Genomic DNA, 22,865 nt, shown 5'->3' with positions numbered 1-22,865 from the left:
ATCCGGCCCTCGCCGGGCCGGTGCCTACGCCGTCGGCTCGCTCGCTGCCGGGCCGGGCGCCTCCAGCTCCCGTGTCATCGCCGCCCGCAGCCGCAGCGTCGTGACCAGCCGCTGGAACGCCTCCGCCCAGTAGCCGCCGGCGCCGGGACTCGCGTCCTCCGTCTCGTCCGGCACCGCCATCAGCCCTTCCAGGCGGGACGCCTCCGCCGGGTCGAGACACCGCTCGGCCAGTCCCATCACCCCGCTGAAACTCCACGGGTAACTCCCCGCGTCCCGGGCGATGTTCAGCGCGTCCACCACCGCCCGCCCGAGCGGCGCGGTCCACGGCACCGCGCATCCGCCGAGCAGCTGGAACGCCTCCGACAGCCCGTGCGCCGAGATGAACCCGGCGACCCAGTCGGCCCGCTCGGCCGGATCCAGCGTGCCGAGCAGCTTGGCCCGTTCGGCCAGCGACACCGCACCCGGCCCGCCCGCCTCCGGCGCCGCCGGGGCGCCCAGCAGCGCCCGCGCCCACGCCGCGTCCCGCTGGCGCACGGCCGCCCGGCACCAGGCCCCGTGCAGATCGGGCCGCCAGTCGTCCGCCACCGGCAGCGCCACGATCTCCCCGGGCGTACGGCCGCCCAGCCGCTCCCGCCACGCCTCCAGGGGTGTCGCCTCCACCAACTGGCCGAACCACCACGATCGTTCACCCCGTCCCGCCGGAGCCTTGGGCACAACACCGTCCCGCTCCATGCTCGCGTCGCACTCGTGCGGCGCCTCAACGGTGACCGTGGGCTCCTCGCGCGTCCGGTCCACGACGACGCACGCCGTCGCCCGGACCGCCATCCGCGCGGCGAGCGCCGAACCCGGCAACGCCGACAGCAACTCCGCCGCCGTCGCCCGGACATTGCGGCTGCGGTCCGCCAACGCCTCCTCCAGGAAGGGCTCGTCGTCCGCGCCGAGCCCCGTGCGCAGCGAGTCGAGGAACATCAGCCGGTCCTCCGCCCGCTCCGTCGACCAGGTCGTCGCCAGCAACTCGCGCGCGGCGGCGGGCTCCCGGGCCCGTATCGCGGCCAGCAGGGCGACCCGCTCCGCGAACAGGCCCTCCCGCCACAGCCGCCCGGCCCGCTCCGGGTCCTCCGCGCCCGGCAGGGCCGCCGACCCGCCGGGCGCCACGCGCAGGGCGAACCGCCAGTCGGGGTTGAGCCGGGCCAGCCACACCGCGCGCGGCCCCGCGAACGCCAGCACCGCCGGCCGCAGATCCGTCCGCCCGCGCGCCGCGTCCAGGAGCGCCGGAAGGATCTCCGGGGGCGCCGCGAAACCGCTCGCGTTGGCCGCGGCGAGCCACTGGGGCAGCAGCTCCATGAGGTCCGGTGCGCTGCCCCTGCGGCCACCGCCGGACACCCCCGCACGATCCGCCAGCAGCATCGCCAGCCGTTGCGCCGCGGCGGGCGGCGGCACGGGACGCGGGTCCCGGGGGGCGGGCTCGGGGCGTGCGACGGCCGGGGCGGGCCGCAGCCCGGCCCGCCGCCGCACGGTCTCCACCGCCGCCGAGTCCAGCAGCGCGACGGAGGCGGGCACCGGGGCCCCGTGACGGGCCGCCGCCGGGGCGACCGGGGGCGGGGTGCGCCGGTCCGTGCCGAGGAGCGCCGTGGTGACGAGGTCCTCCCAGAGGCCCTGGGCGGATGTGCCCTCGGGCCTGGACGTGCTGTTCATGCGGATCCTCTCCGTCGGTTGCCGGTGTCCGGGTGCGGGTCGCGACCGGTGAGGGTCGCGTGCGCGTCGTCGTCCGTGTTCTGGTCCTTGAGGGCCGTACGGCCGGTGAACGTGGCGTGGACGTTGGTGTCCGTGAGGGCTCCCCGGTGTGTGACATGGATGGAGACGAGGAAGAGCTCGCGCGCGGTCACACAGGTGCGCGCGTGGTGTGTCGTGCAGTGCTGCGCCGTGCTTCGCAGCGCCATGGTGTGCAGTGCCGTGGCGCGTCGTTCCGTGGTGTGCCGTTCCGTGGTGTGTCGCCGGGGCGGTGGTCGGCGGAGCTCGGCCGGGTTCAGCAGAGCCGGACCGCGTCGCCCGGGCCCTCGGGCCAGGCCGTGAGCGGGGTGAAGCCCCGGTGGCCGCACTCACCGAACACCGTGACCGGCGCGCCGCCGGAGAGCGCAACCAGTCGCCACAGACCGGGTCGGGACAGTGCGGTCCGGGTCAGCGGGAGGGCCGACTCCCCGTCCGCGTCGGCCAGTTGCCAGCCGTCGCCGTCCGGTGCCGGGACGACCCGGCCCAGGGTCACCGGGACCGATTCCAGCCAAGGATCGTCACGCAGCGCCTCGCCGTAACGCGCCGCCGCCTCGGCTGTCGTCGCCCCCGGCGGGCGTATCGAGGAGGGGGCCGCGGGCGCGAACTGCTCGCCCAGCGCGGCACGCAGCTGCCCCGCGCCCGGATAGGAGGACAGCTCCGCCTCCAGCGTCAGCCCCACCGGCAGGGCCAGCTCCGGAGCGCGGCCGCCGGCGCCGTAGGACAGCACCAGCGCCGTACGGCCCGACTCCGCCCCGTGCAGCCAGATCCGGCGCGACGTCAGACGGGCGTCCACCGTCGTGTCGTACTGGGCGAGCACCAGCCAGCGGTCCCGCACCGGCGGACCGTCCGCCGAGGCGGGCAGACCCACCCGGGACCTGACCGTGGCCGCCAGAGCGTCCGGCAACCCGTCGCGGCGCAGCCAGCCCTGCCCCAGGAGATGCAGCAGCGCGCACTCCTCCAGCAGCCGCACCGGCCAGCCGGGACCGGAGGACGGGATCGCCCCCAACTCCCGCACCCGTGCGACCAGTCCGGACGCCTGGGCGTCGACCATGCGGGCCGCCGTCTCCTCCCACTGCCCGTACCCCGACTGCTCCGCGCCGGCGATTCCGCCGCGCAGCAGATCGGCGAGCCGCTGCTCCAGCTCCCGCACACCCGCGGTGACCCGCTCGGCACGCTTCTCGGCTCTGCGCCGGGCCGCCTCCGGATCAGCGGCGCCCGCGCCCGCCGCGGTCGCGGCCTTCTTCTCCTCGGCGCGCTGCCTTCTGCCCTCCGTCCACTGCCGCACCCACTCCGGTTCCTGTGCGGAGCCCGGCACCGCGGATTCCTCGGCCGCCCAGAGCAGCAGCAGTCCGAGCGCGTGCTTGCACGGGAACTTCCGGCTCGGACAACTGCACTTGTACGCGGGACCCGTCACGTCCGCGATGTCGACCACCGTCTGATACGGCTTGCTGCCACTGCCCTTGCACAGCCCCCACACCGTCCCCTCGTCGGAACTCCCCGCCTCGGACCACGGCCCCGCCGCTCCGAGTTTGCTTCCGGCTTTGCGTGACGACGCGTCAGGCGCCAGTGCAAGCACCTGATCCGCGGTCCAGCGCACCCCCTGCTCAGTCATGTCGTCGACGGTAGATCCCCCCACTGACAATCGGGTCCGGCGAAGCGGTCGCGAGGGCGTTTGCGCAGGTCGGAACGTGTTGTCAGTGGCGTGGTGCACGGTTGTCACCAGATCCGAGAACGGCTGAACCGGCCGAGCTGGAGGGGGACTCCGTCATGCCTGTTTCCGCAACACCGACCACCACGGACCCGAGCCGCGACGAGGCCGCGCCCGCGAACGGGGGCGCGGGCACCTCCGCGCAGGAGACCGAGGCACTGCGACCGCACGCCGAGCACGCCTTCGCCGCCGAACTCACCGCGCTGGCGGCCCAGGACGACCGGCCGCGCCCGGCCCGCTGGAAGCTGTCGCCGTGGGCGGTCGCCACCTATCTGCTGGGCGGGACCCTGCCCGACGGCACGGTCATCACCCCCAAGTACGTGGGCCCGCGCCGCATCGTCGAGGTCGCCGTCACCACCCTTGCCACCGACCGCGCCCTGCTCCTGCTGGGCGTGCCCGGCACGGCCAAGACCTGGGTCTCCGAACATCTCGCGGCGGCCGTCAGCGGCGACTCGACCCTCCTCGTGCAGGGCACGGCCGGCACTCCCGAGGAGGCCATCCGCTACGGCTGGAACTACGCGCAGCTGCTGGCCAACGGGCCCAGCCGCGACGCCCTGGTGCCCAGCCCCGTCATGCGGGCCATGGCCGAGGGGATGACGGCGCGGGTGGAGGAACTGACCCGTATCCCGGCCGACGTGCAGGACACACTGATCACGATCCTGTCCGAGAAGACGCTGCCGATACCGGAGCTGGGCCAGGAGGTGCAGGCCGTCCGCGGCTTCAACCTCATCGCCACCGCCAACGACCGCGACCGGGGCGTCAACGACCTCTCCAGCGCCCTGCGCCGCCGTTTCAACACGGTCGTGCTGCCGCTGCCGGAGAGCGCCGAGGCCGAGGTCGACATCGTCTCGCGGCGCGTCGACCAGATGGGCCGCTCCCTGGACCTGCCCGCCGTGCCCGACGGCGCCACCGAGATCCGCCGGGTGGTCACCGTCTTCCGCGAGCTGCGCGACGGTGTGACCTCCGACGGCCGTACGAAGCTCAAGTCGCCCAGCGGGACGCTCTCCACGGCGGAGGCCATCTCCGTCGTCACCAACGGTCTCGCCCTCGCCGCCCACTTCGGGGACGGGGTGCTGCGGGCCGGCGACGTCGCCGCGGGCATCCTCGGCGCCGTCGTCCGCGATCCGGCGGCCGACCGGGTCGTCTGGCAGGAGTACCTGGAGGCCGTGGTGCGGGAGCGCGACGGCTGGCAGGACTTCTACCGGGCGTGCCGTGAGGTGAGCGCGTGAGCGGTGACGACCTGGGATGGGGGCGGCCGGGCGGCGGCCAGGGATCGGGTGGTTCCGGGGCCGGTTCGGGCCAGGGGCAGGGCTCGGGCGGCGGTTCGGTTGCAGTGACGGACACGGAAGGGAGGGGGACGGCGTGACGGACGTCGAGGAAGGCGCGCGCGGGGGAGGGAAGCCGCTGCTGCTCGGGGTGCGGCACCACGGGCCCGGCTCCGCGCGGGCCGTACGGGCGGCACTGGACGCGGCGCGGCCGGCCGTCGTACTGATCGAGGGGCCGCCCGAGGCCGACGCGCTGATCCCGCTCGCCGCCGACGAGGACATGCGGCCCCCGGTCGCGCTCCTCGCGCACGCCGTGGACGAGCCGGGCCGGTCGGCGTTCTGGCCGCTCGCCGAATTCTCGCCGGAGTGGGTGGCGCTGCGCTGGGCCCTGGAGCAGGGGGTTCCGGCCCGGTTCATCGACCTGCCCGCGACCCACACCCTTGCGTGGGGGAGCGACGAGAAGGCGACCGACGGACCTGACGCGCTGGACGGCCCCTACGCGGCGGACGGACGTGGGGGAGCGGACGGGGAGGACGGCGAGGAAGGCGCTCCCGACGCCGAAGCCGGCACCCATGTCGACGCCGAAGCCATCGCCGAGGCCGAAGCCGGCGGCCATGTCGACGCCGAAGCCGAAGCCGACATGGACACCAGCGCCGACACCGACCCGCACGTCGACACCGACCCACACGTCGACACCGACCCGCACACCGACATCCGGATCGATCCGCTCGCGGCCCTGGCGGAGGCCGCCGGGCACGACGACCCCGAGCGCTGGTGGGAGGACGTCGTCGAGCACCGGGGCACCGGTGAGGGGGACGCGTTCGGGCCGTTCACCGTCCTGGAGGAGGCGATGGGGGCGCTGCGCGAGGCGTACGGCGACGGGGGACACCGCCGGGACCTCGTGCGGGAGGCCTACATGCGGCTCCAGGTGCGGGCCGCGCAGCGTGAGTTCGGGGCGGACGTCGCCGTGGTCTGCGGGGCGTGGCACGTGCCGGCGCTGCGGCAGAAGACGTCCGTGGCCGTCGACCGGGCGCTGCTCAAGGGGCTGCCCAAGGTCAGGACGGACATGACGTGGGTGCCGTGGACGCACCGGCGGCTGGCCCGGGCCGGCGGGTACGGGGCGGGGATCGACTCGCCCGGCTGGTACGGGCATCTCTTCGGCGTGCCGGACCGGCCGGTCGAGCGGTGGCTCACCAAGGTCGCCGGGCTGCTGCGCGAGGAGGACCGGATCGTCTCCCCGTCGCACGTCATCGAGGCGGTGCGGCTCGCGGAGACCCTCGCGGCGATGCGGGGGCGGCCCCTGGCCGGACTGAGCGAGACCATGGACGCCGTGCGGGCGGTGATGTGCGAGGGCTCGGACGTACCGCTGGCCCTGGTGCGGGACCGGCTGATCGTGGGCGACGAACTGGGGGAGGTGCCGAGCACGGCACCCGCGGTACCCCTGCAACGGGACCTCGACCGCACCCGGCGCAGACTGCGGCTCAAGCCGGAGGCGCTGGAACGGGAGCTGGACCTCGACCTGCGCAAGGAGACCGACGCGGCACGCAGCACCCTGCTGCACCGGCTGCGGCTGCTGCGCATCGCCTGGGGCGAACCGGTGGCGTCCCGGGGGAGCACGGGCACCTTCCGCGAGAGCTGGCGACTGCGCTGGGAACCGGAACTCGTGGTGCGGGTCGCCGAGGCGGGCGTGTGGGGTACGACGGTGCTGGGCGCGGCGACCGCGAAGGCCGAGTCGGACGCCGTCGGCGCCCAGCACCTCGCCGAGGTCACCGCCCTCGCTGAGCGGTGTCTGCTGGCCGAACTGCCGGACGCGCTGCCCGTGGTGATGCGGGTCCTGGCCGACCGCGCCGCGCTCGACGCCGACGTCGGTCATCTCGCCCAGGCCCTGCCCGCGCTGGTCCGCTCGCTGCGCTACGGCGATGTGCGCGGCACGGACACCCACGCTCTCGGCGAGGTCGCCGCGGGGCTCGCCGAGCGGATCTTCGTCGGGCTGCCCCCGGCCTGCGCCGCCCTCGACGCGGACGCGGCGGACGCGATGCGCGGCCATGTGGACGCGGTCCACGGGGCGGTGGGGCTGCTCGGCGACACCGACGGCTCCGCCGCGCCCGGAGAAGTCCTCCCCACCGAGGACGGGACCCCCGCAGGCCGGCCCTCCCCGGACCGGCCCTCCCCGGATCGGGCTTCCGGCGGGCTGCGCGCCCGCTGGCACTCCGTGCTCCGGGTGCTCGGCGCACGCGACACCGTGCCGGGTGTCATCCGGGGGCGGGCCGTGCGACTGCTGCTGGACGACGGGGAGTTGGAGCACGAGGAGGCGGCGCGGCTCATGGGGCTCGTGCTGTCGCCCGGGACGGCGCCCGCGGACGCCGCCGCGTGGATCGAGGGATTCGTCGGCGGAAGCGCGGGCGGGGGCATGCTCCTCGTCCATGACGAACGGCTGCTGGGCCTGGTGGACGCCTGGCTGACCCAGGTGCCGGCGGAGGCGTTCACGGACGTGCTGCCGCTGCTGCGGCGGACGTTCTCGGCGTACGAGCCCGGGGTGCGGCGCACCCTCGGGGAACTGGTCCGGCGCGGGCCGGGCGAACGGGCGGAGACGGCGGCCGGGGGTTCCGGCGCACCAGGCTTCGCGACCGACCTGGACCAGCACCGCGCGGACGCGGTGCTGCCGGTGGTGCGGGCGCTGCTGGGCCTGGACGACGACGGCCTTCGGGGCGCGGACGACAACGACCTTGTGGGAGTGGGCGGATGACGACGACCGAGCAGCAGCGCCGGACGGCCGCGGCGGTGCGGGTGATGCCGCTGTGGGCGCGACCGGGGACGGGACAGCCGCGTGCGGAGCGGGGCACGGCACAGCGGACCGAACCGGTGAACATCCTTCAGGCGGTGGCCGCGTGACCGCCACGGCGCCGCCGGCGGACCCGGCGGCTGCGGAACGGCTGCGACGCTGGCGCCTGGTGCTCGGCGGGGACTCCGCGGACGGCACCGGATGCACGCTCACCGGGCAGGACGTGGGCATGGACGGGGCGCTGACCGCGCTCTACGGCAAGGGCGACAAACCCCGCTCGGGGCGGGACCGTTCGGCGGGCCTCGGAGCGTCCGCGCCGTCCGTGGCGCGCTGGCTCGGGGACATCCGGACGTACTTCCCGTCCTCCGTCGTGCAGGTCATGCAGCGCGACGCCATCGACCGGCTCGGGCTGTCCACGCTGCTCCTGGAGCCGGAGATGCTGGAGGCGGTGGAGGCGGACGTCCATCTCGTGGGCACCCTGCTCTCCCTCAACAAGGCCATGCCGGAGACGACGAAGGAGACGGCGCGGGCGGTGGTGCGCAAGGTCGTCGAGGACCTGGAGAAGCGGCTCGCCACCCGGACACGGGCCACCCTCACCGGCGCTCTCGACCGCAGCGCCCGTGTCAGCCGCCCCCGCCACCACGACATCGACTGGAACCGCACGATCGCGGCCAACCTCAAGCACTACCTGCCCGAGTACCGGACGATCGTGCCGGAGCGGCTCATCGGGTACGGGCGGGCCGCGCAGTCCGTGAAGAAGGAAGTCGTCCTCTGCATCGACCAGTCGGGGTCGATGGCGGCGTCGGTGGTGTACGCGTCGGTGTTCGGGGCGGTGCTGGCGTCGATGCGGTCCATCGACACCCGGCTCGTCGTCTTCGACACCGCCGTCGTCGATCTCACCGACCAGCTGGACGACCCGGTCGACGTGCTGTTCGGCACCCAGCTCGGCGGTGGCACGGACATCAACCGGGCGCTCGCGTACTGCCAGTCGCAGATCACCCGGCCCGCCGAGACGGTGGTCGTGCTGATCAGCGACCTGTACGAGGGCGGCATACGCGACGAGATGCTCAAGCGGGTCGCGGCGATGAAGGCGTCGGGGGTGCAGTTCGTGGCGCTGCTGGCGCTGTCGGACGAGGGGGCCCCGGCGTACGACCGTGAACACGCGGCGGCGCTCGCCGCGTTGGGCGCTCCGGCCTTCGCCTGCACGCCCGACCTGTTCCCGGAGGTGATGGCGGCGGCGATCGAGAAGCGGCCCATACCGGTGCCGGACGCGGGGTGAGCGGATCGTCGGGCGAGAGGTACGAGGAGGGCGAGGGGAGGGAGGGGAGCTGGGGAATCGAGGGGCCAAGAGCGGGGCGGTGGGTGAGGAACATCGGTGATTCGGCGGGGATTTGTCGACGTGACGACGGCCGGCGCGGGGCACCAAAAGGGACATGAGTACGCATCGGTAACAGGGGGCTTGCGGACCCTCCTCAGTCCCGTGCGAGGATCGATGCCATCCCCTCCGATTCTCCTCCGGATCTGCTCCATCGCACGGGAGGACTCCCCTTGACCTGGTCGTCCGCACTCACCGGTGCCGCTCTGCGCGCGACGCGCACGGCGGTCGGACGGTGGATGCTGCGCGCGGCCTTGCTGGTGGGAGGGGTGTTCGCGCTCGGGCTGTTCTTCGGAGGGCAGGCGACCGCGGCCGACCTCGATGGCTCGACGCCCGCCCCGAGGGTGCCGGTCGTCGCGGACGTCACCGACACCGTGACGAACGTGTCCGGCACGGCCGACGTGGTGAACAAGGTCGTGCGGCCGGTCGTGGAGCCCGTGGGTGAACTGGTCGAGACGGTGACCGGGAAGCTGGCCGAGGGGGCGGAGAACCTGCCGTCCCTGCCCGAGGAGCCGGTGCTGCCGGACCTCCCCGCACTGCCGGACCTCCCCGCGCTGCCCGTGACGCCGGTGCGGACCCTGCCGCTGCCGTCGCCGGTGACGTCCGTGCCCGAGTCGGAGCAGGCCGGGCCGGAGAAGCCGAAGACGGACCCGTCAGGGGACCGGCCCGAGGACTTCCACGCCACCTCCGTGTCCGACCCCTACGGTCCGCCGTCGCTCACGGTCCCGTCCGCGACGGGTTCCGCGACGGGCGTCGGCACGGCCCGCGTCGGCCTCGACGGCTACGCCCCCACGCACCAGGCCCCTGCGGGCGACCCTGGTGGTCTGCTGGGCGCCCGCACCGCCGTGGACGGCGGCGCGTCGCGCCACGGTGACGCACAGGCCGTCTCCCCGAACCACCGGGCGCCCCTGAGGCTCGCGCCCGGCGCCGCCGCGCTCGACGACGCGGCCGACACCCGGGACAGCCACCGGGACATTCCGGTTTCCCCGGCCTAGATCCGCCGGCACCCCTCCGCCGCGGACCTGCCGCGCGCGGGGGCGGAACAGGTCTGCCCGACCCACGGAAACCGTCGACGCCGTCACGGCGCCGGAACCGTCCCAGCCGTCCGCAGCCACGGCAGCATCCGGAACCACCTGGAACCACCCGGAACCGCTCCGAAGAGCCGCGGACCTTCTCAGGACCCAAGGATCTGACGTACCCATGAACAAGAACATCCGCCGTTCCTTCGTCATCGCCGCCGGTGTCACCGGCGCCTGGGCGCTCGGCTCCACCGCCGCCGGCGCGGACGAGCTGCCCTCCTCCTCCCTGTCCGCGTCGGACACGGCCGACGACATCGCCTCCGACGTGACCACCACGACCACCACGACCACCACGACCACCAAGGCCCCCGTGGCCGCCGAGACCGCCAAGACCACCGAGACCGTGAAGACCGTCAAGAAGTCCACGGCGTCGGCGTCCACGGCCTCCAAGGCCAACGCCGCCGCGGCCATCCAGGGCGCGAAGGCCGCCCGGGCCGCCCAGGCGAAGACCCAGGCTACGAAGACCCAGGCCACGAAGACCCAGGCCAAGACGGCTCAGGCCGCGACGGTCCAGGTCGCGGCCGTCGTGTCCGAGACGGTCGCGCACCCCCAGGACGACGTCGACTACCTCTTCGGCCCCCTCGCCTCCTTCGCCCCCGAGCTGGAGCTGGACCGCGCCCGCGCCGCCGCCGTCCCTCCGATAGCAGGCCAGGCGGTCCAGGGCGCCGTCCCCGTCGTGGACCGCACCGCCGGCGCCGCGACCGTGCTCGCCCGGGGGGTCGCCGCCGACGTCCCCGCCTACGCCACCGGCCTCGTCGGGCAGATCACCGGGGACGTCACCGGGGAGGTGCTGCCGCCCGTCGTGGACACGGCCGTGCGCAGGGTCGTGCCCGTCGCCGGGCAGGCCGTCGTCGACGCGGGCGGGCTGGCGTACGGCGTCACGGGCGAGGTGCGCGGGACCGTCGGCGGCGTGCCGCCGCTGGCGCATGGCGTGGTCGGGGACACGACCGGGCTGGCGTACGGCGTGACCGGGCGGGTCGGGCCGTTCGTGGACGGGGTCGCCGAGCCGGTCGTGGAGCTGGTGCAGCCGGTCGGCACGGCCGCCGGGAACCTCGCGCACGGTGTCATCGGCGACGTCACCCCCTACGCCATGGGTGTGGCCGGGGACGTCGTGCCGTTCGCCCAGGACGCCGTGCCCGGTCCGGACGGGGTCGCCCCGCTCACCGGCCACGCCGTCACCGGCGTCCAGGGCGTCGTCGGGTCCGTCACCGCGTACGGCGTCTGACCGACCCCCACCGACGACTCCGCGCGGGCACAGGACCCGGACGGCCGAAAGCCGTCGGACCGGTCCGGCCGACGTCCGTGCGGAGGGGATCGTGTGGTCCCCATTGGGGTGTGGATCACCGACCCCGGGCCCCGAAAGGGGCTGTGAAAGGGGCCTCACCGGGTCAACCCCAGCCCGGTGAGGCCCTTTCCGGTGTTTCCCGCAACGCCCTCCACCCGCCGCCGGCGCCCTCACGTCCGGCACGCCGTGCCAGTGAGCACGGCATCATGTGACAGGTATCACCGCTCAGGTGTGACCCTCGATTTAGGGGCCCTCCACAACCAGCGATAACCTGCGAGACGGACATGCCGCGCGCTCGGACACCGTGTGCGCCTCCCTTGTGACAGACGGCGGACGTCACGTTGCCCATCGCGGCACGCCCACGCATCCAACGAACCGCGAGATCACTGATAGGGACGGAAGCGCGTGGACCTGTTCGAGTACCAGGCGAGGGACCTCTTCGCCAAGCACGATGTACCGGTGCTGGCCGGTGAAGTCATCGACACGCCTGAGGCGGCCCGCGCAGCCACCGAGCGTCTCGGTGGCAAGTCCGTCGTCAAGGCCCAGGTGAAGGTCGGCGGCCGTGGCAAGGCGGGTGGCGTGAAGCTCGCCGCCACCGCCGACGAGGCCGTGGAGCACGCGACCAACATCCTCGGCATGGACATCAAGGGCCACACGGTCCACAAGGTGATGATCGCCGAGACGGCCCCGGAGATCGTGGAGGAGTACTACGTCTCCTACCTCCTGGACCGTGCGAACCGCACCTTCCTCTCCATCGCGTCCGTCGAGGGCGGCATGGAGATCGAGGAGGTCGCGGAGACGCGCCCCGAGGCCGTCGCCAAGACGCCGATCGACGCCAACGTCGGTGTGACCCCCGAGGTCGCCCGCCAGATCGTCGAGGCCGCGAAGTTCCCGGCCGAGGTCGCCGACAAGGTCGTCAACGTCCTGGTCACCCTGTGGAAGACCTTCATCGAAGAGGACGCGCTCCTCGTCGAGGTCAACCCGCTGGCCAAGGTCGCCTCCGGCGAGGTCATCGCCCTCGACGGCAAGGTCTCCCTCGACGAGAACGCCGAGTTCCGCCAGCCGGAGCACGAGGCCCTCCAGGACAAGGACTCCGCGAACCCGCTGGAGGCCGCCGCCAAGGAGAAGAACCTCAACTACGTCAAGCTCGACGGCGAGGTCGGCATCATCGGCAACGGCGCGGGTCTCGTCATGAGCACCCTGGACGTCGTCGCGTACGCCGGTGAGAACCACGGTGGCGTCAAGCCCGCCAACTTCCTCGACATCGGCGGTGGCGCCTCCGCCGCCGTCATGGCGAACGGCCTGGAGATCATCCTCGGCGACCCCGACGTCAAGTCGGTCTTCGTCAACGTCTTCGGCGGCATCACCGCCTGTGACGAGGTCGCCAACGGCATCGTCCAGGCGCTGCAGCTGCTCGCGGACAAGGGCGAGGACGTCACCAAGCCCCTCGTCGTCCGCCTCGACGGCAACAACGCCGAGCTGGGTCGCAAGATCCTCTCCGACGCCAACCACCCGCTGGTGCAGCGCGTGGACACCATGGACGGCGCGGCCGACAAGGCCGCCGAGCTCGCGGCTGCGAAGTAAGGGAAGAGGGACAGACAAGCCATGGCTATCTTCCTCGACAAGGACAGCAAGGTCATCGTCCAGGGCATGACCGGTGCCACGGGCATGAAGCACACCAAGCTCATGCTGGCCGACGGCACGAACATCGTCGGTGGCGTGAACCCGCGCAAGGCCGGCACGTCCGTCGACATCGACGGCAACGACATCCCGGTCTTCGGCACCGTCGCCGAGGCGATCGAGAAGACGGGCGCCAACGTGTCCGTCCTCTTCGTCCCCCCGGCCTTCGCGAAGGCCGCCGTCGTCGAGGCCATCGACGCCGAGATCCCCCTCGCGGTCGTCATCACCGAGGGCATCGCCGTCCACGACTCGGCCGCGTTCTACGCGTACGCCGTGTCGCAGGGCAACAAGACCCGGATCATCGGCCCGAACTGCCCCGGTCTCATCACCCCGGGCCAGTCGAACGCCGGCATCATCCCGGGCGACATCACCAAGCCGGGCCGCATCGGCCTGGTCTCGAAGTCCGGCACGCTGACGTACCAGATGATGTACGAACTGCGTGACATCGGCTTCTCGTCCGCCGTCGGCATCGGTGGCGACCCGGTCATCGGCACCACGCACATCGACGCGCTCGCCGCGTTCGAGGCCGACCCCGACACCGACCTGATCGTCATGATCGGTGAGATCGGCGGCGACGCCGAGGAGCGTGCCGCGGCGTTCATCAAGGAGAACGTGACCAAGCCGGTCGTCGGCTACGTCGCGGGCTTCACCGCGCCCGAGGGCAAGACCATGGGCCACGCCGGCGCCATCGTCTCCGGCTCCTCCGGCACGGCCGCCGCCAAGAAGGAGGCCCTCGAGGCCGCGGGCGTCAAGGTCGGCAAGACGCCGACCGAGACGGCCAAGCTGACGCGCGAGATCCTCGCGGGCTGACCAGGCGCACAGCCGAACGCCGATGGGCCCGTCCCCCGAGCGGGGGCGGGCCCATCGGCGCGTCCAGAAGGTCTCCGGCTAGCGGATCAGCGGCGACAGCCTCTCCGGCCCGTTCGTCACCGTCTCCCGCAGCTTGTGCCGCAGCCGCACCTCCGCGTCCGACAGCGGCCCCTGGCCCACCCGTGCAGGCACCCCCTCGATCTCCGCGCCCGGGGCGACCGGCGGCTCGTAGTGGGTGGGCGCGGTGCGGATCGTCAGGGCGGTCGTGCCGATGAGCGCGACGGTGAACGCGATCGCCGCGCGCGTCCAGAAGCGGGCCCGCCGCTCGCTGCCCGTGCGGACCGTCGGCGGTCTCGCGGCCCGCAGCCGCTCCCCGGAGGCCAGTTCGGCGAGCCGCCGGTGCAGTACGGCCGGTTCGGCGAGGTCGGGCAGGGCCGCGGCGACGGTCTCGCGGGCGTGCAGCAGCCGGTTCGCGGTGGCCGGGGTGCTGGCCTCCGTCTCCGCGGCGGTCTCCGGCAGATCGAGGCCGACCCCGTCGTACAGCAGGAGGGTGCGGCGGTGGGGCGCCGGGAGCTTCAGGAGTACGCCGAGCAGCGCGCGGTCGGCGACGTCCGCGGGCGGCGGTTCGGGGTGCCGGTAGCGGGGTCGGAAGCGGTGCCAGGGGGAGAGGGCGTACTCGTAGGCCGTGGACCGCACCCAGCCCGCCGGGTCCCGGTCGACGGCGACCTCGGGCCAGCGCTGCCAGGCGAGTTCGAAGGCCCGTTCGACGGATTCGCGGGCCAGTTCGCGGCGGCCGGTGAGCAGATAGGTCTGACGGACGAGCGCCGGCGCGCAGAACGCGTACAGCGCGTCGAAGGCCTGAGCCGGTGTCAGCGGCGGCGAGGGGGAATCGGATCCGGCCCCGGAACCGGCCCCGGAATCAGCCCCGGAGCCGGGCTCGGAGCCGGGCTCGGGATCGGGATCGGGCTCGGGCGCCAAGGCGCCGACCACCCGTTCGGCCTCCCGCGCCCCCCGAGCCTCCCTTGCCCTCCGCGCCTTCCTTGCCCCCTGCGCCTCGCTTGCCCCCCGCGCCTCCCTTGCCTCCCGCGCCTCCTTTGTCTCCCTCGTCTCCTGCGCCTCGTCCGTCCTGTCGTCGTCGACAACGGCCGGTGCCTCGGGCATCTCCTCGACCTCCCGCGCTTCCTGAGGTTTCGTCACCTCGGGCCGCCGGCCGGGCTCCTCGGCCAGCTTGCCCAGCAGCTTCGCGTACGCCTCTCTGCGCCGTCCGCGTGGATTCGTACGCCCCGACTCCCACGCACGGACCGTCTCCCGGGTGACCCCCACCCGCTCGGCGATCTGAGCCTGCGTCAGCGACCCCGCCTCACGCAGGCGTCGGCGTTCCTTGGGCGGGGGGAGCGGGGCGGCAGGACTCTGTGTCACAGCGCGCCCTTTCGTACGAAAAAGTACATAGTCGTATCTTGAGCGACACTTCGGAGCTTCGCCTGTTACGACGGGAAAGCGCGTGTCGTTGGGACCATGGCGGACGTGATCCAGACGACCGCGCGCCGCACCCCCCTCGCCCCTCTGCTCGCCCGGATGCGGGACCGTTCGCCCGGGGTGGCCGCCGGGGTCGCGGGCGGAGTGCTCGCGGCGGCCCTCGGACTCGGTTCGCTCGCCGTGCTGGTGACGGTCCTGTGGATCAGCTCGCCCTATCCCGACAGCGGCCCCGGCGGCGCGCTGCACGTCGCGGCGGCACTGTGGCTGCTGGCCCACGGCGCCGAACTGGTCCGCGCGGACACCCTGTCCGGCGTACCGGCCCCCGTCGGCGTCACCCCGCTGCTGCTCCTCGTCCCGCCGATGTGGCTGGTGCACCGCGCGGCGCGGGAAGCCGTCGGGGAGGAGGACACGGCGTCGGGCTGGACGGCGTTCGCGGGTGTCGTCCTCGGCTATCTCGGGGTCGGCGCGGGCGTCGCCCTGTACGCGGCCGGGGGCGATCTGCGGCCCTCGTGGGTGTGGACGGGGGTGGCCGTGCCCCTCGCGGTCATGACGGCGGCGGCCTCCGGCGTGTGGACGGCGTACGGCCGCCCGCGCGACCCGTTCGACAGCGCGCTGCTCCTGCTGCCCGCGCCGGTCCGCCGACTGCTCCTCGGCCCCGACTCCCGGCGCCGGCTCGGCGTGGCCGCCCGGGCGGCGGGCGCCGGGGTCGCGGTCCTGACCGGCGGCGGCGCACTCCTGCTCGGCGTCTCCCTGGTCTGGCACGGCGACGCCGCGAGGGTCTCCTTCGCCCAGCTCACGGAGGGCTGGTCGGGCCGCTTCGCCGTCCTCCTGCTCTGCGTCGCCCTCGTCCCCAACGCGGCCGTCTGGGCCACCTCGTACGCCCTCGGCCCCGGCTTCGTCCTCGGCGCGGGGCATGTCGTCGCGCCGCTGTCCTCCGCCCCGGCACCCCTGCTGCCCCCGTTCCCGCTGCTCGCGGCGGTACCGGGAGAGGGTGCGGGGACGTGGATGCACTGGCTGGCCGGGCTGGTGCCGCTGGTGGCCGGGGCGACCGTGGGGTGGTTCGTGGCGCGGGCGGCGACCGCGCCCCCGGTCGGCGAGCGCTGGTCGCGGGGCCGTACCGCCGGGATCGCCGGGCTCGCGGCCGTCCTGTGCGCCGGGTGCGTGGCGCTGCTGGCCGGGGTCGCGGGCGGGGCGCTCGGGGTCGCCGCGCTCGCCTCCTTCGGCCCGGTGTGGTGGCTGACCGGCGCGGCGGCGCTCGCCTGGACGGCGACGGTCGCGGTGCCGACGGCCCTCGGAGCACGGGCCTGGCGGGGCCGGGAACGGCGGGTGCGGCAGGCGCCGGAGGAGGCGGAGGCGACGGAGGCGACGGAGGCGACGGAGGCGAAGGCCCCGGCGCCGCTGCCCGCGCCTCTTCCCCTCCCCGCGCCCGCGCCCGTGTCCGTGCCCGTCCCGGAGCAGGGCGAGCGGCGGCGGTTCGCGCGGGTCCTCCGGACCTCCCGGGCGCGCGGCGAGCGCCGGGGGTGGTTCTCCTGGCGCCCCTTCAACCGTTCCTCTGACGCCGGGAAGCCCGAGAGTCCGGCCCCGGCCGAGGCCCGGGCGACCGCCGTGCCGTACCCGTCCGGTGACGACGGCATCGACTTCGAGCCGTACGACTTCCTCCCCGCCTCCGCCGCCACCCCCTGGCACGACGACGCCTCCCGCGAGGCCCGCTGGGCCGCGTTGCGGGAGGCGTCCGCGGCGCAAGAGCCGCCGGAGAACCGCTGAGCGCCGGTCGGGCGTCAGCCCTCGGTGCCGAGCACCCCGCGCAGTTCCTTCGGCAGGTGGTCCGTGCAGGCCTGCTTCGCCTCGTTGGTGAGGGCGTCGCTGGTGCAGGTGTAGTAGTCGCGGTAGACGAGCTGCGCGGCGAAGGTCGCCGCGACCAGGGCGATCGCCAGGGACGCGGTGACCAGGCCGCTGATCGCCGCCGTCGTCTGGGGGCGGGAGCCGGAGGGTTCGGCGGCCGGGGCGTCCGGGTTCGGGGTGCGGGACTTCGCGCGCAGGGCGCTGATGCCCCAGTAGAGCGAGAGCGCGCCGAGCAGCAGCGCCACGTACGGCCAGCTGAACAGGGCGAAGAAGAACGCCCACATGCCGCTGAGCAGGGAGTAGCGGGCGCGGCGCTGGACCGGGTCGGTCGGGTCCCAGCGCATGCCCGAGCCGGGCTGGGGGCCACCGGAGCCCTCGGGGCCGTTGCCGCCGCGCGGGCGGTCGCCGAAACCGCCGGAGGAGCGCCCGGGCTGGCGGTCGCTCCACTGGCTGCCCCACGGCGAGCGTCCGCCGCCGTCACCGTCCTCGGAGTCGCCCGAGGGGCGCCGGGGCCGCCACGGACGGTCCGGGGTGCCCTCCGGCGGCGGGGCGAACGGATTGTCCTCGCCGTCGCTCCTGCCGCCCTCGCCCGTACCGCCGCCCGCCGGGGCGTCCGGAGCGGACGGAGGGCGCTCCCGCAGCAGCACGCCGCGGCGCTCCCCTCCCGGTGCGGGCTGTGGGGGGAGCGTGAGCAGTCGCAGGCTGCGGTCCGGCATCAAGTGAGCGTCTTCCCCTAGGTGATACGGCTGTCATCGGTGGCCTTCACTCCGGGAACGCACCGCACGACCACCACGTTCCCGACTCCGGCTCTCCCAGACGCTACCTTCCGGCCACGCCCCCGTCCCGTGGGGGCCGTCCGGAGTGCCGGTATCGTTGCTGACGATCGGCCGCTTCGTAGACTTCCCCGTATCCCGGGGCGCGAAGCATTCGTACGAACGTACATGCCCCGTCCACGCGCGGCCGACCGTACGGAAACGCTCCCCCGAGAAAGGGCCCCGCCGTGGCCGCCAAGCCCGTGGCCAAGCGCCTTGTCGTGCTGGTCTCCGGATCCGGCACCAACCTCCAGGCGCTGCTGGACGCCATCGAGACGACCGGAGCCGAGGCGTACGGCGCGCGGATCGTGGCCGTCGGGGCCGACCGCGAGGGCATCGAAGGGCTCGCGCGGGCCGAGCGGGCCGGGATCCCCACCTTCGTGACGAAGGTCAGGGACCACGCCACCCGCGAGGAGTGGGACGCCGCGCTCGCCGCGGCGGTCGCCGCGCACGAACCCGATCTGGTGGTCTCCGCCGGGTTCATGAAGATCGTCGGCAAGGAGTTCCTCGCCCTGTTCGGCGGGCGGTTCGTGAACACCCACCCCGCCCTCCTGCCCAGTTTCCCCGGGGCCCACGGCGTCCGTGACGCGCTCGCGTACGGCGCCAAGGTCACCGGCTGCACCGTCCACTTCGTCGACGACGGCGTCGACACCGGACCGATCATCGCCCAGGGCGTGGTGGAGATCCGGGACGAGGACGACGAGAGCGCTCTGCACGAGCGCATCAAGGAAGTCGAGCGCACGCTGCTCGTCGAGGTCGTGGGGCGGCTCGCCCGCAACGGCCATCGCATTGAGGGACGAAAGGTAGTCATCACGTGACCGTCACCGCCGAGAGCAACAAGCGGGCCATTCGACGGGCGCTCGTCAGCGTCTACGACAAGACGGGCCTCGAAGACCTCGCGCGCGGGCTGCACGAGGCGGGCGTGGAACTCGTCTCCACCGGCTCCACCGCAGGCCGGATCGCCGCCGCCGGAGTCCCCGTCACCAAGGTCGAGGAGCTCACCGGCTTCCCCGAGTGCCTGGACGGCCGTGTCAAGACGCTGCACCCGCGCGTGCACGCCGGCATCCTCGCCGACCTGCGCCTGGACAGCCACCGCGAGCAGCTCGCCGAGCTGGGCGTGGAGCCCTTCGACCTCGTGGTCGTCAACCTCTACCCGTTCCGCGAGACGGTCGCCTCCGGCGCCTCCCCGGACGAGTGCGTCGAGCAGATCGACATCGGCGGCCCCTCCATGGTCCGCGCCGCCGCCAAGAACCACCCCTCGGTGGCCGTGGTGACCAGCCCTGCCCGCTACGCCGACGTCCTCGCGGCCGTGTCCGACGGCGGTTTCGACCTCGCCGCCCGCAAGCGGCTCGCCGCCGAGGCCTTCCAGCACACCGCGTCCTACGACGTGGCCGTCGCCTCCTGGTTCGCGAGCGAGTACGCGCCCGTGGACGAGTCCCGGTTCCCCGACTTCCTGGGCGCCACCTGGGAGCGCGAGAACACCCTGCGCTACGGCGAGAACCCGCACCAGCCCGCCGCCCTGTACGTGGACGGCTCCGGCGCCGGTCTGGCCAAGGCCGAGCAGCTGCACGGCAAGGAGATGTCGTACAACAACTACACGGACACGGACGCCGCCCGCCGTGCCGCGTACGACCACGACGAGCCGGCCGTCGCGATCATCAAGCACGCCAACCCGTGCGGGATCGCGACCGGCGCGGACGTCGCCGAGGCGCACCGCAAGGCGCACGCGTGCGACCCGCTGTCCGCGTTCGGCGGTGTGATCGCCGTGAACCGTCCGGTCAGCAAGGAGATGGCCGAGCAGGTCGCGGAGATCTTCACCGAGGTCATCGTCGCCCCGGACTACGAGGAGGGGGCCCTCGAAGCCCTCGCCAGGAAGAAGAACATCCGGGTCCTGAAGGCCGCGGGCGCCCCCGCGAACCCGGTCGAGGTCAAGCCCGTCGACGGCGGTGTCCTCCTCCAGGTCACCGACCGCCTCCAGGCCGACGGCGACGACCCGGCCAACTGGACGCTCGCCACCGGCGAGGCGCTGGACGCCGAGGAGCTGCGCGAGCTGGCCTTCGCGTGGAAGGCGTGCCGCGCGGTCAAGTCCAACGCGATCCTGCTCGCCAAGGACGGCGCCTCCGTCGGTGTCGGCATGGGCCAGGTCAACCGCGTCGACTCCGCGAAGCTGGCCGTCGAGCGGGCGGGCGCCGAGCGCGCGCAGGGCTCCTATGCCGCCTCCGACGCCTTCTTCCCCTTCCCTGACGGCCTGGAGATCCTCACCGCGGCCGGCGTGAAGGCGGTCGTCCAGCCGGGCGGTTCCGTCCGCGACGAACTGGTCGTCGAGGCCGCGCAGAAGGCCGGCGTGACGATGTACTTCACGGGCACCCGCCACTTCTTCCACTGACACCGACCGGCCGCCCGGGCTCTCACCCTGCCGTTGTCAGTGGCGGGTGAGAGCCTGACGGCATGATCGTGGAACGCGCGTACGCCCATGCCGCCGAGGCGGAGACCGGGGCCGGTGACTGGCCCTGGTCGGTGCCGTGCGTACGCCAACTGCTCGACGAGGGGCTGCGCTTCACCGCCCCGGTCACCTTCCTCGTCGGGGAGAACGGCTCGGGCAAGTCGACGCTCGTCGAGGCGCTCGCCGAGGGCTTCGGCCTTGACCCGTGGGGCGGCTCGGCCGGCTACCGCTACGCCGGTCCGCGCGCGCCGTCGGTCCTCGGCGGCCGGATACGGTTCGAGGCGGGCGCGGCCGGGCGCCGGATGCTGCGCGGCCCGCACACCCGCCGCCGGGGCTTCTTCCTGCGGGCCGAGACCGCCCTGGACGCGCTGGGCCGTGAGGAGCGGACCGGCCGGGTCTCCGGCTCCCCGGAGGAGATGAGCCACGGCGAGGGCTTCCTCATGGCCTTCCGGGAACGCTTCGCCGAACCCGGTCTCTACGTCCTCGACGAGCCCGAGTCCGCGCTGTCCTTCGCGTCCTGCCTCGAACTCGTCCTCACCTTCGACGCGTTGTCCCGCACCGGCGCCCAGATCATCTGCGCCACCCACTCACCCCTGCTCACCGCGCTCCCCGGCGCGGACGTCCTGGAGGTGGGCGCGCACGGCATACGAAGAACCGAGTGGCGGGACCTGGAACTGGTCGACCACTGGCGCCGCTACCTCGACGACCCGTGGAGCTATCTGCGCCATCTGATGGACCGGCCCTAGGTGGTGGAGCGCAGGGCCGCCCAGGTCTTCGGGCCGACCTGGCCGTCCACCTCCAGGCCCCTGGCCGACTGGAACTGCTTCACCGCCGCCTCCGTGTCCCGGCCGAACTCGCCGTCCACGCCCGAGGATCCGACGCTGTAGCCGCGCTTGGTGAGCATGCACTGGACCTGGACGACCCGCTGGCCGGTGTCGCCGTAGTCGGTGAGGCCGTTGCCGGAGTAGTAGGTGCAGTCCGATATCCAGGCGGGGGTGGCGGGCGCGGAGGCCGTCCTGGTGACGGTGGCCGTCGGAGCGGGCGTGCTGCCGTCGTCGTCGCCGTCACCTCCGCTGCCGCGGGTGCCGGTGGCCGAGGGGGTGGTGCCCGCCGGGGTCCCGCTCGGCGTCGTCGACGCCTGCGGCGCGGTGCTGCTCTTCTCGCTGCCGCCGTCCGTCTTCTTCCCCTCGTCCTCGTCGTCCTTCTCCGCCTCGCCGGGGGAGATGGCCACGTTGGACGGCCGGGAGCCCGCCGCCGCGGAGGCGGGGGAGCCGTCGGCAGAGGCGGCCGGGGAGCTCGCGGCGGCCGTGCCGAGGGACGGGCGGGTGAGGAAGAACGCGCCGGCCGCGACGGCGCACACGGCGGCACCGGCCACGAGCGCGAGGTACGGCTTCCGGCGGATACGGCGTGTCCCGGTGCCCCGCGTGTCGTGCCCGGGGTCGAGGACGGGCGCCGGGTCGAGGACCGGCGTGGGGTCGAGGACCGGCGGCGGGCCGAAGCCGGGGGGCCGGGCGGGAGCCGGGGCGCGGAAGTGGACGGTCTGCTCGGCGGAGACCTGGGTCAGCACCTCGTAGCCCTGCCGGAGGGTGCGCAGCCGCTCGCCGAGGGGGTCCTGCCAGGCGACGGCCTGCGCGCCCGGCGCGGCGTCGATGAGCTGCCGCGGGGTCGGGCGGCCGGCCGGGTCCTTGGCCAGGCAGCCGGCCAGCAGCGTGGCCAGTACCCGGTCCGTGGTGGACAGGCCGCTCATGATGTCCGCCTTCGGCTCCTCGAAGGCGACCCGGTGCATCACGTCCACGCCGGTGCCGTCGCCGAAGGGGGCGTGGCCGGTCGCGGCGTAGATCAGCGTCCCGGCGAGGGAGAAGACGTCGGAGGCGCCGTCGCAGCGGCCCTCGCGCAGATACTCCGGGGACATGAAGGCGGGTGTGCCGACCCGGCTCCCGGTCCCGGTGATCGCGCTGCTGTCCACCGCCTGCGAGATGCCGAAGTCGATGACGTGCACGCTGTCCGCGGACAGCAGCACGTTGGACGGCTTGAGGTCCCGGTGCACGACTCCGGCGTCCGCCAGCGCCGACAGGGCCCGCCCCAGTTCGGCGACGAGACGCCACACCCCGGCGGAGCCGAGCGGGCCTGAGCCCTTGACGGCCTCGGCGAGGTTCAGGCCCGGGACGTACTCGGTGGCCATCCACAGCAGTTCGTCGTCGAAGCCGGTGCCGAGCAGACGGGGTGCGTAGGGGGTGACGACCCGGGCGTGCACCGACGCCTCGCGCTCGAACCGCCGCCGGAACTCGGGGTCCTCGGCGTACTCGGGCCGGATCACCTTCACCGCGGCGAGCCCCGGGGCGTCGCCGGCGGGACGGGCGAGGAAGACCCGGCCCATCCCGCCGCTGCCCAGACGCCCGAGCGGCACGTACGGGCCGATCCGGGCGGGGTCCGCGGGCAGCAGGGGCGTGCCGCCCGCCTGCCGCAGCGCGGCGGAGTAGGGCGGCACCTGCTGCCTCTGGTCCGTCATGGATCCCCCGCCCGACCTTTCCCAACTGC

Annotated in this window: 18 protein-coding genes; 12 read left to right on the top strand and 6 right to left on the bottom strand. The window is 74.0% G+C overall.

Annotation, left to right across the window (positions count from 1 at the left end; genetic code table 11):
* Nucleotides 1-24: 24 nt before the first annotated feature.
* The 3 genes from ACIPSE_RS03470 to ACIPSE_RS03460 form a co-directional block, all read right to left on the bottom strand.
* Nucleotides 25-1,695 (bottom strand): DUF5691 domain-containing protein, encoded by a 1,671-nt coding sequence (locus ACIPSE_RS03470; RefSeq protein WP_401656930.1) that lies wholly within the window; start codon nucleotides 1,693-1,695, stop codon nucleotides 25-27.
* Nucleotides 1,692-1,940 (bottom strand): hypothetical protein, encoded by a 249-nt coding sequence (locus ACIPSE_RS03465; protein ID WP_401656928.1) that lies wholly within the window; start codon nucleotides 1,938-1,940, stop codon nucleotides 1,692-1,694. Before ACIPSE_RS03465 ends, ACIPSE_RS03470 begins: the two co-directional genes overlap by 4 nt.
* Nucleotides 1,941-2,026: 86 nt before the next feature.
* Nucleotides 2,027-3,382, bottom strand: a complete 1,356-nt coding sequence (locus ACIPSE_RS03460; RefSeq protein ID WP_401656927.1) for an SWIM zinc finger family protein — start codon at nucleotides 3,380-3,382, stop codon at nucleotides 2,027-2,029.
* Between the two features lie 155 nt (nucleotides 3,383-3,537).
* On the opposite strand from ACIPSE_RS03460, the gene ACIPSE_RS03455 reads away from it, so the two are divergent.
* From ACIPSE_RS03455 to sucD, 8 genes are all read left to right on the top strand, one after another.
* On the top strand, nucleotides 3,538-4,707 hold the full coding sequence (locus ACIPSE_RS03455; protein ID WP_401656925.1) for an AAA family ATPase: 1,170 nt from the start codon (nucleotides 3,538-3,540) through the stop codon (nucleotides 4,705-4,707).
* A 133-nt stretch (nucleotides 4,708-4,840) separates the two neighbouring features.
* Nucleotides 4,841-7,489: a DUF5682 family protein gene (locus tag ACIPSE_RS03450; protein WP_401656923.1), complete on the top strand. Its 2,649-nt coding sequence runs from the start codon at nucleotides 4,841-4,843 to the stop codon at nucleotides 7,487-7,489.
* Nucleotides 7,486-7,635, top strand: coding sequence for a hypothetical protein (locus ACIPSE_RS03445; RefSeq protein WP_401656921.1), 150 nt, complete (start codon nucleotides 7,486-7,488; stop codon nucleotides 7,633-7,635). The genes ACIPSE_RS03450 and ACIPSE_RS03445 overlap by 4 nt, the downstream gene beginning before the upstream one ends.
* The gene (locus tag ACIPSE_RS03440; protein ID WP_401656919.1) at nucleotides 7,632-8,804 is read left to right on the top strand and encodes a VWA domain-containing protein; all 1,173 of its coding nucleotides are present in this window, start codon (nucleotides 7,632-7,634) and stop codon (nucleotides 8,802-8,804) included. Before ACIPSE_RS03445 ends, ACIPSE_RS03440 begins: the two co-directional genes overlap by 4 nt.
* Nucleotides 8,805-9,073: 269 nt before the next feature.
* The gene (locus tag ACIPSE_RS03435) at nucleotides 9,074-9,895 is read left to right on the top strand and encodes a hypothetical protein (RefSeq protein WP_401656917.1); all 822 of its coding nucleotides are present in this window, start codon (nucleotides 9,074-9,076) and stop codon (nucleotides 9,893-9,895) included.
* A gap of 205 nt (nucleotides 9,896-10,100) precedes the next feature.
* On the top strand, nucleotides 10,101-11,204 hold the full coding sequence (locus tag ACIPSE_RS03430; protein ID WP_401656915.1) for a hypothetical protein: 1,104 nt from the start codon (nucleotides 10,101-10,103) through the stop codon (nucleotides 11,202-11,204).
* A 465-nt stretch (nucleotides 11,205-11,669) separates the two neighbouring features.
* Nucleotides 11,670-12,848: an ADP-forming succinate--CoA ligase subunit beta gene (sucC, locus tag ACIPSE_RS03425; RefSeq protein WP_401656913.1), complete on the top strand. Its 1,179-nt coding sequence runs from the start codon at nucleotides 11,670-11,672 to the stop codon at nucleotides 12,846-12,848.
* A gap of 21 nt (nucleotides 12,849-12,869) precedes the next feature.
* A complete protein-coding gene (gene sucD, locus ACIPSE_RS03420; RefSeq protein WP_401656911.1) occupies nucleotides 12,870-13,754 on the top strand; it encodes a succinate--CoA ligase subunit alpha in 885 nt (294 codons plus the stop codon).
* 78 nt (nucleotides 13,755-13,832) lie between these two features.
* Here sucD and ACIPSE_RS03415 read toward each other — a convergent pair whose 3' ends face one another.
* Nucleotides 13,833-15,173 carry a helix-turn-helix domain-containing protein gene (locus ACIPSE_RS03415; protein ID WP_401656909.1) on the bottom strand — a complete coding sequence of 447 codons (1,341 nt, stop codon included), beginning with the start codon at nucleotides 15,171-15,173 and terminating at the stop codon, nucleotides 13,833-13,835.
* Between the two features lie 96 nt (nucleotides 15,174-15,269).
* Here ACIPSE_RS03415 and ACIPSE_RS03410 point away from each other — a divergent pair, with 96 nt between their 5' ends.
* On the top strand, nucleotides 15,270-16,994 hold the full coding sequence (locus ACIPSE_RS03410; protein ID WP_401656907.1) for a DUF6350 family protein: 1,725 nt from the start codon (nucleotides 15,270-15,272) through the stop codon (nucleotides 16,992-16,994).
* A gap of 14 nt (nucleotides 16,995-17,008) precedes the next feature.
* Here the strand turns inward: ACIPSE_RS03410 and ACIPSE_RS03405 are convergent, their stop codons facing one another.
* Entirely contained in the window at nucleotides 17,009-17,788 is a 780-nt protein-coding gene (locus tag ACIPSE_RS03405) for a hypothetical protein (protein WP_401656905.1), read from the bottom strand.
* Between the two features lie 284 nt (nucleotides 17,789-18,072).
* On the opposite strand from ACIPSE_RS03405, the gene purN reads away from it, so the two are divergent.
* The 3 genes from purN (at nucleotide 18,073) to ACIPSE_RS03390 (ending at nucleotide 21,073) form a co-directional block, all read left to right on the top strand.
* Nucleotides 18,073-18,702 (top strand): phosphoribosylglycinamide formyltransferase, encoded by a 630-nt coding sequence (gene purN / locus ACIPSE_RS03400; protein ID WP_401656903.1) that lies wholly within the window; start codon nucleotides 18,073-18,075, stop codon nucleotides 18,700-18,702.
* Complete coding sequence (gene purH / locus ACIPSE_RS03395; protein ID WP_401656900.1) at nucleotides 18,699-20,270, top strand: bifunctional phosphoribosylaminoimidazolecarboxamide formyltransferase/IMP cyclohydrolase; 1,572 nt, start codon at nucleotides 18,699-18,701, stop codon at nucleotides 20,268-20,270. The genes purN and purH overlap by 4 nt, the downstream gene beginning before the upstream one ends.
* A 62-nt stretch (nucleotides 20,271-20,332) precedes the next feature.
* A complete protein-coding gene (locus tag ACIPSE_RS03390) occupies nucleotides 20,333-21,073 on the top strand; it encodes an AAA family ATPase (RefSeq protein ID WP_401656898.1) in 741 nt (246 codons plus the stop codon).
* Here the strand turns inward: ACIPSE_RS03390 and ACIPSE_RS03385 are convergent.
* Complete coding sequence (locus tag ACIPSE_RS03385) at nucleotides 21,070-22,836, bottom strand: protein kinase (protein ID WP_401656896.1); 1,767 nt, start codon at nucleotides 22,834-22,836, stop codon at nucleotides 21,070-21,072. The two genes, ACIPSE_RS03390 and ACIPSE_RS03385, sit on opposite strands and share 4 nt — an antisense overlap.
* Between the last annotated feature and the right edge of the window lie 29 nt (nucleotides 22,837-22,865).

The sequence above is a fragment of the Streptomyces sp. NPDC090106 genome, assembly GCF_044747265.1.
In the GTDB taxonomy this organism is placed as follows: Bacteria; Actinomycetota; Actinomycetes; order Streptomycetales; family Streptomycetaceae; genus Streptomyces.
This window is presented reverse-complemented; position numbering and strand designations above follow the sequence as displayed.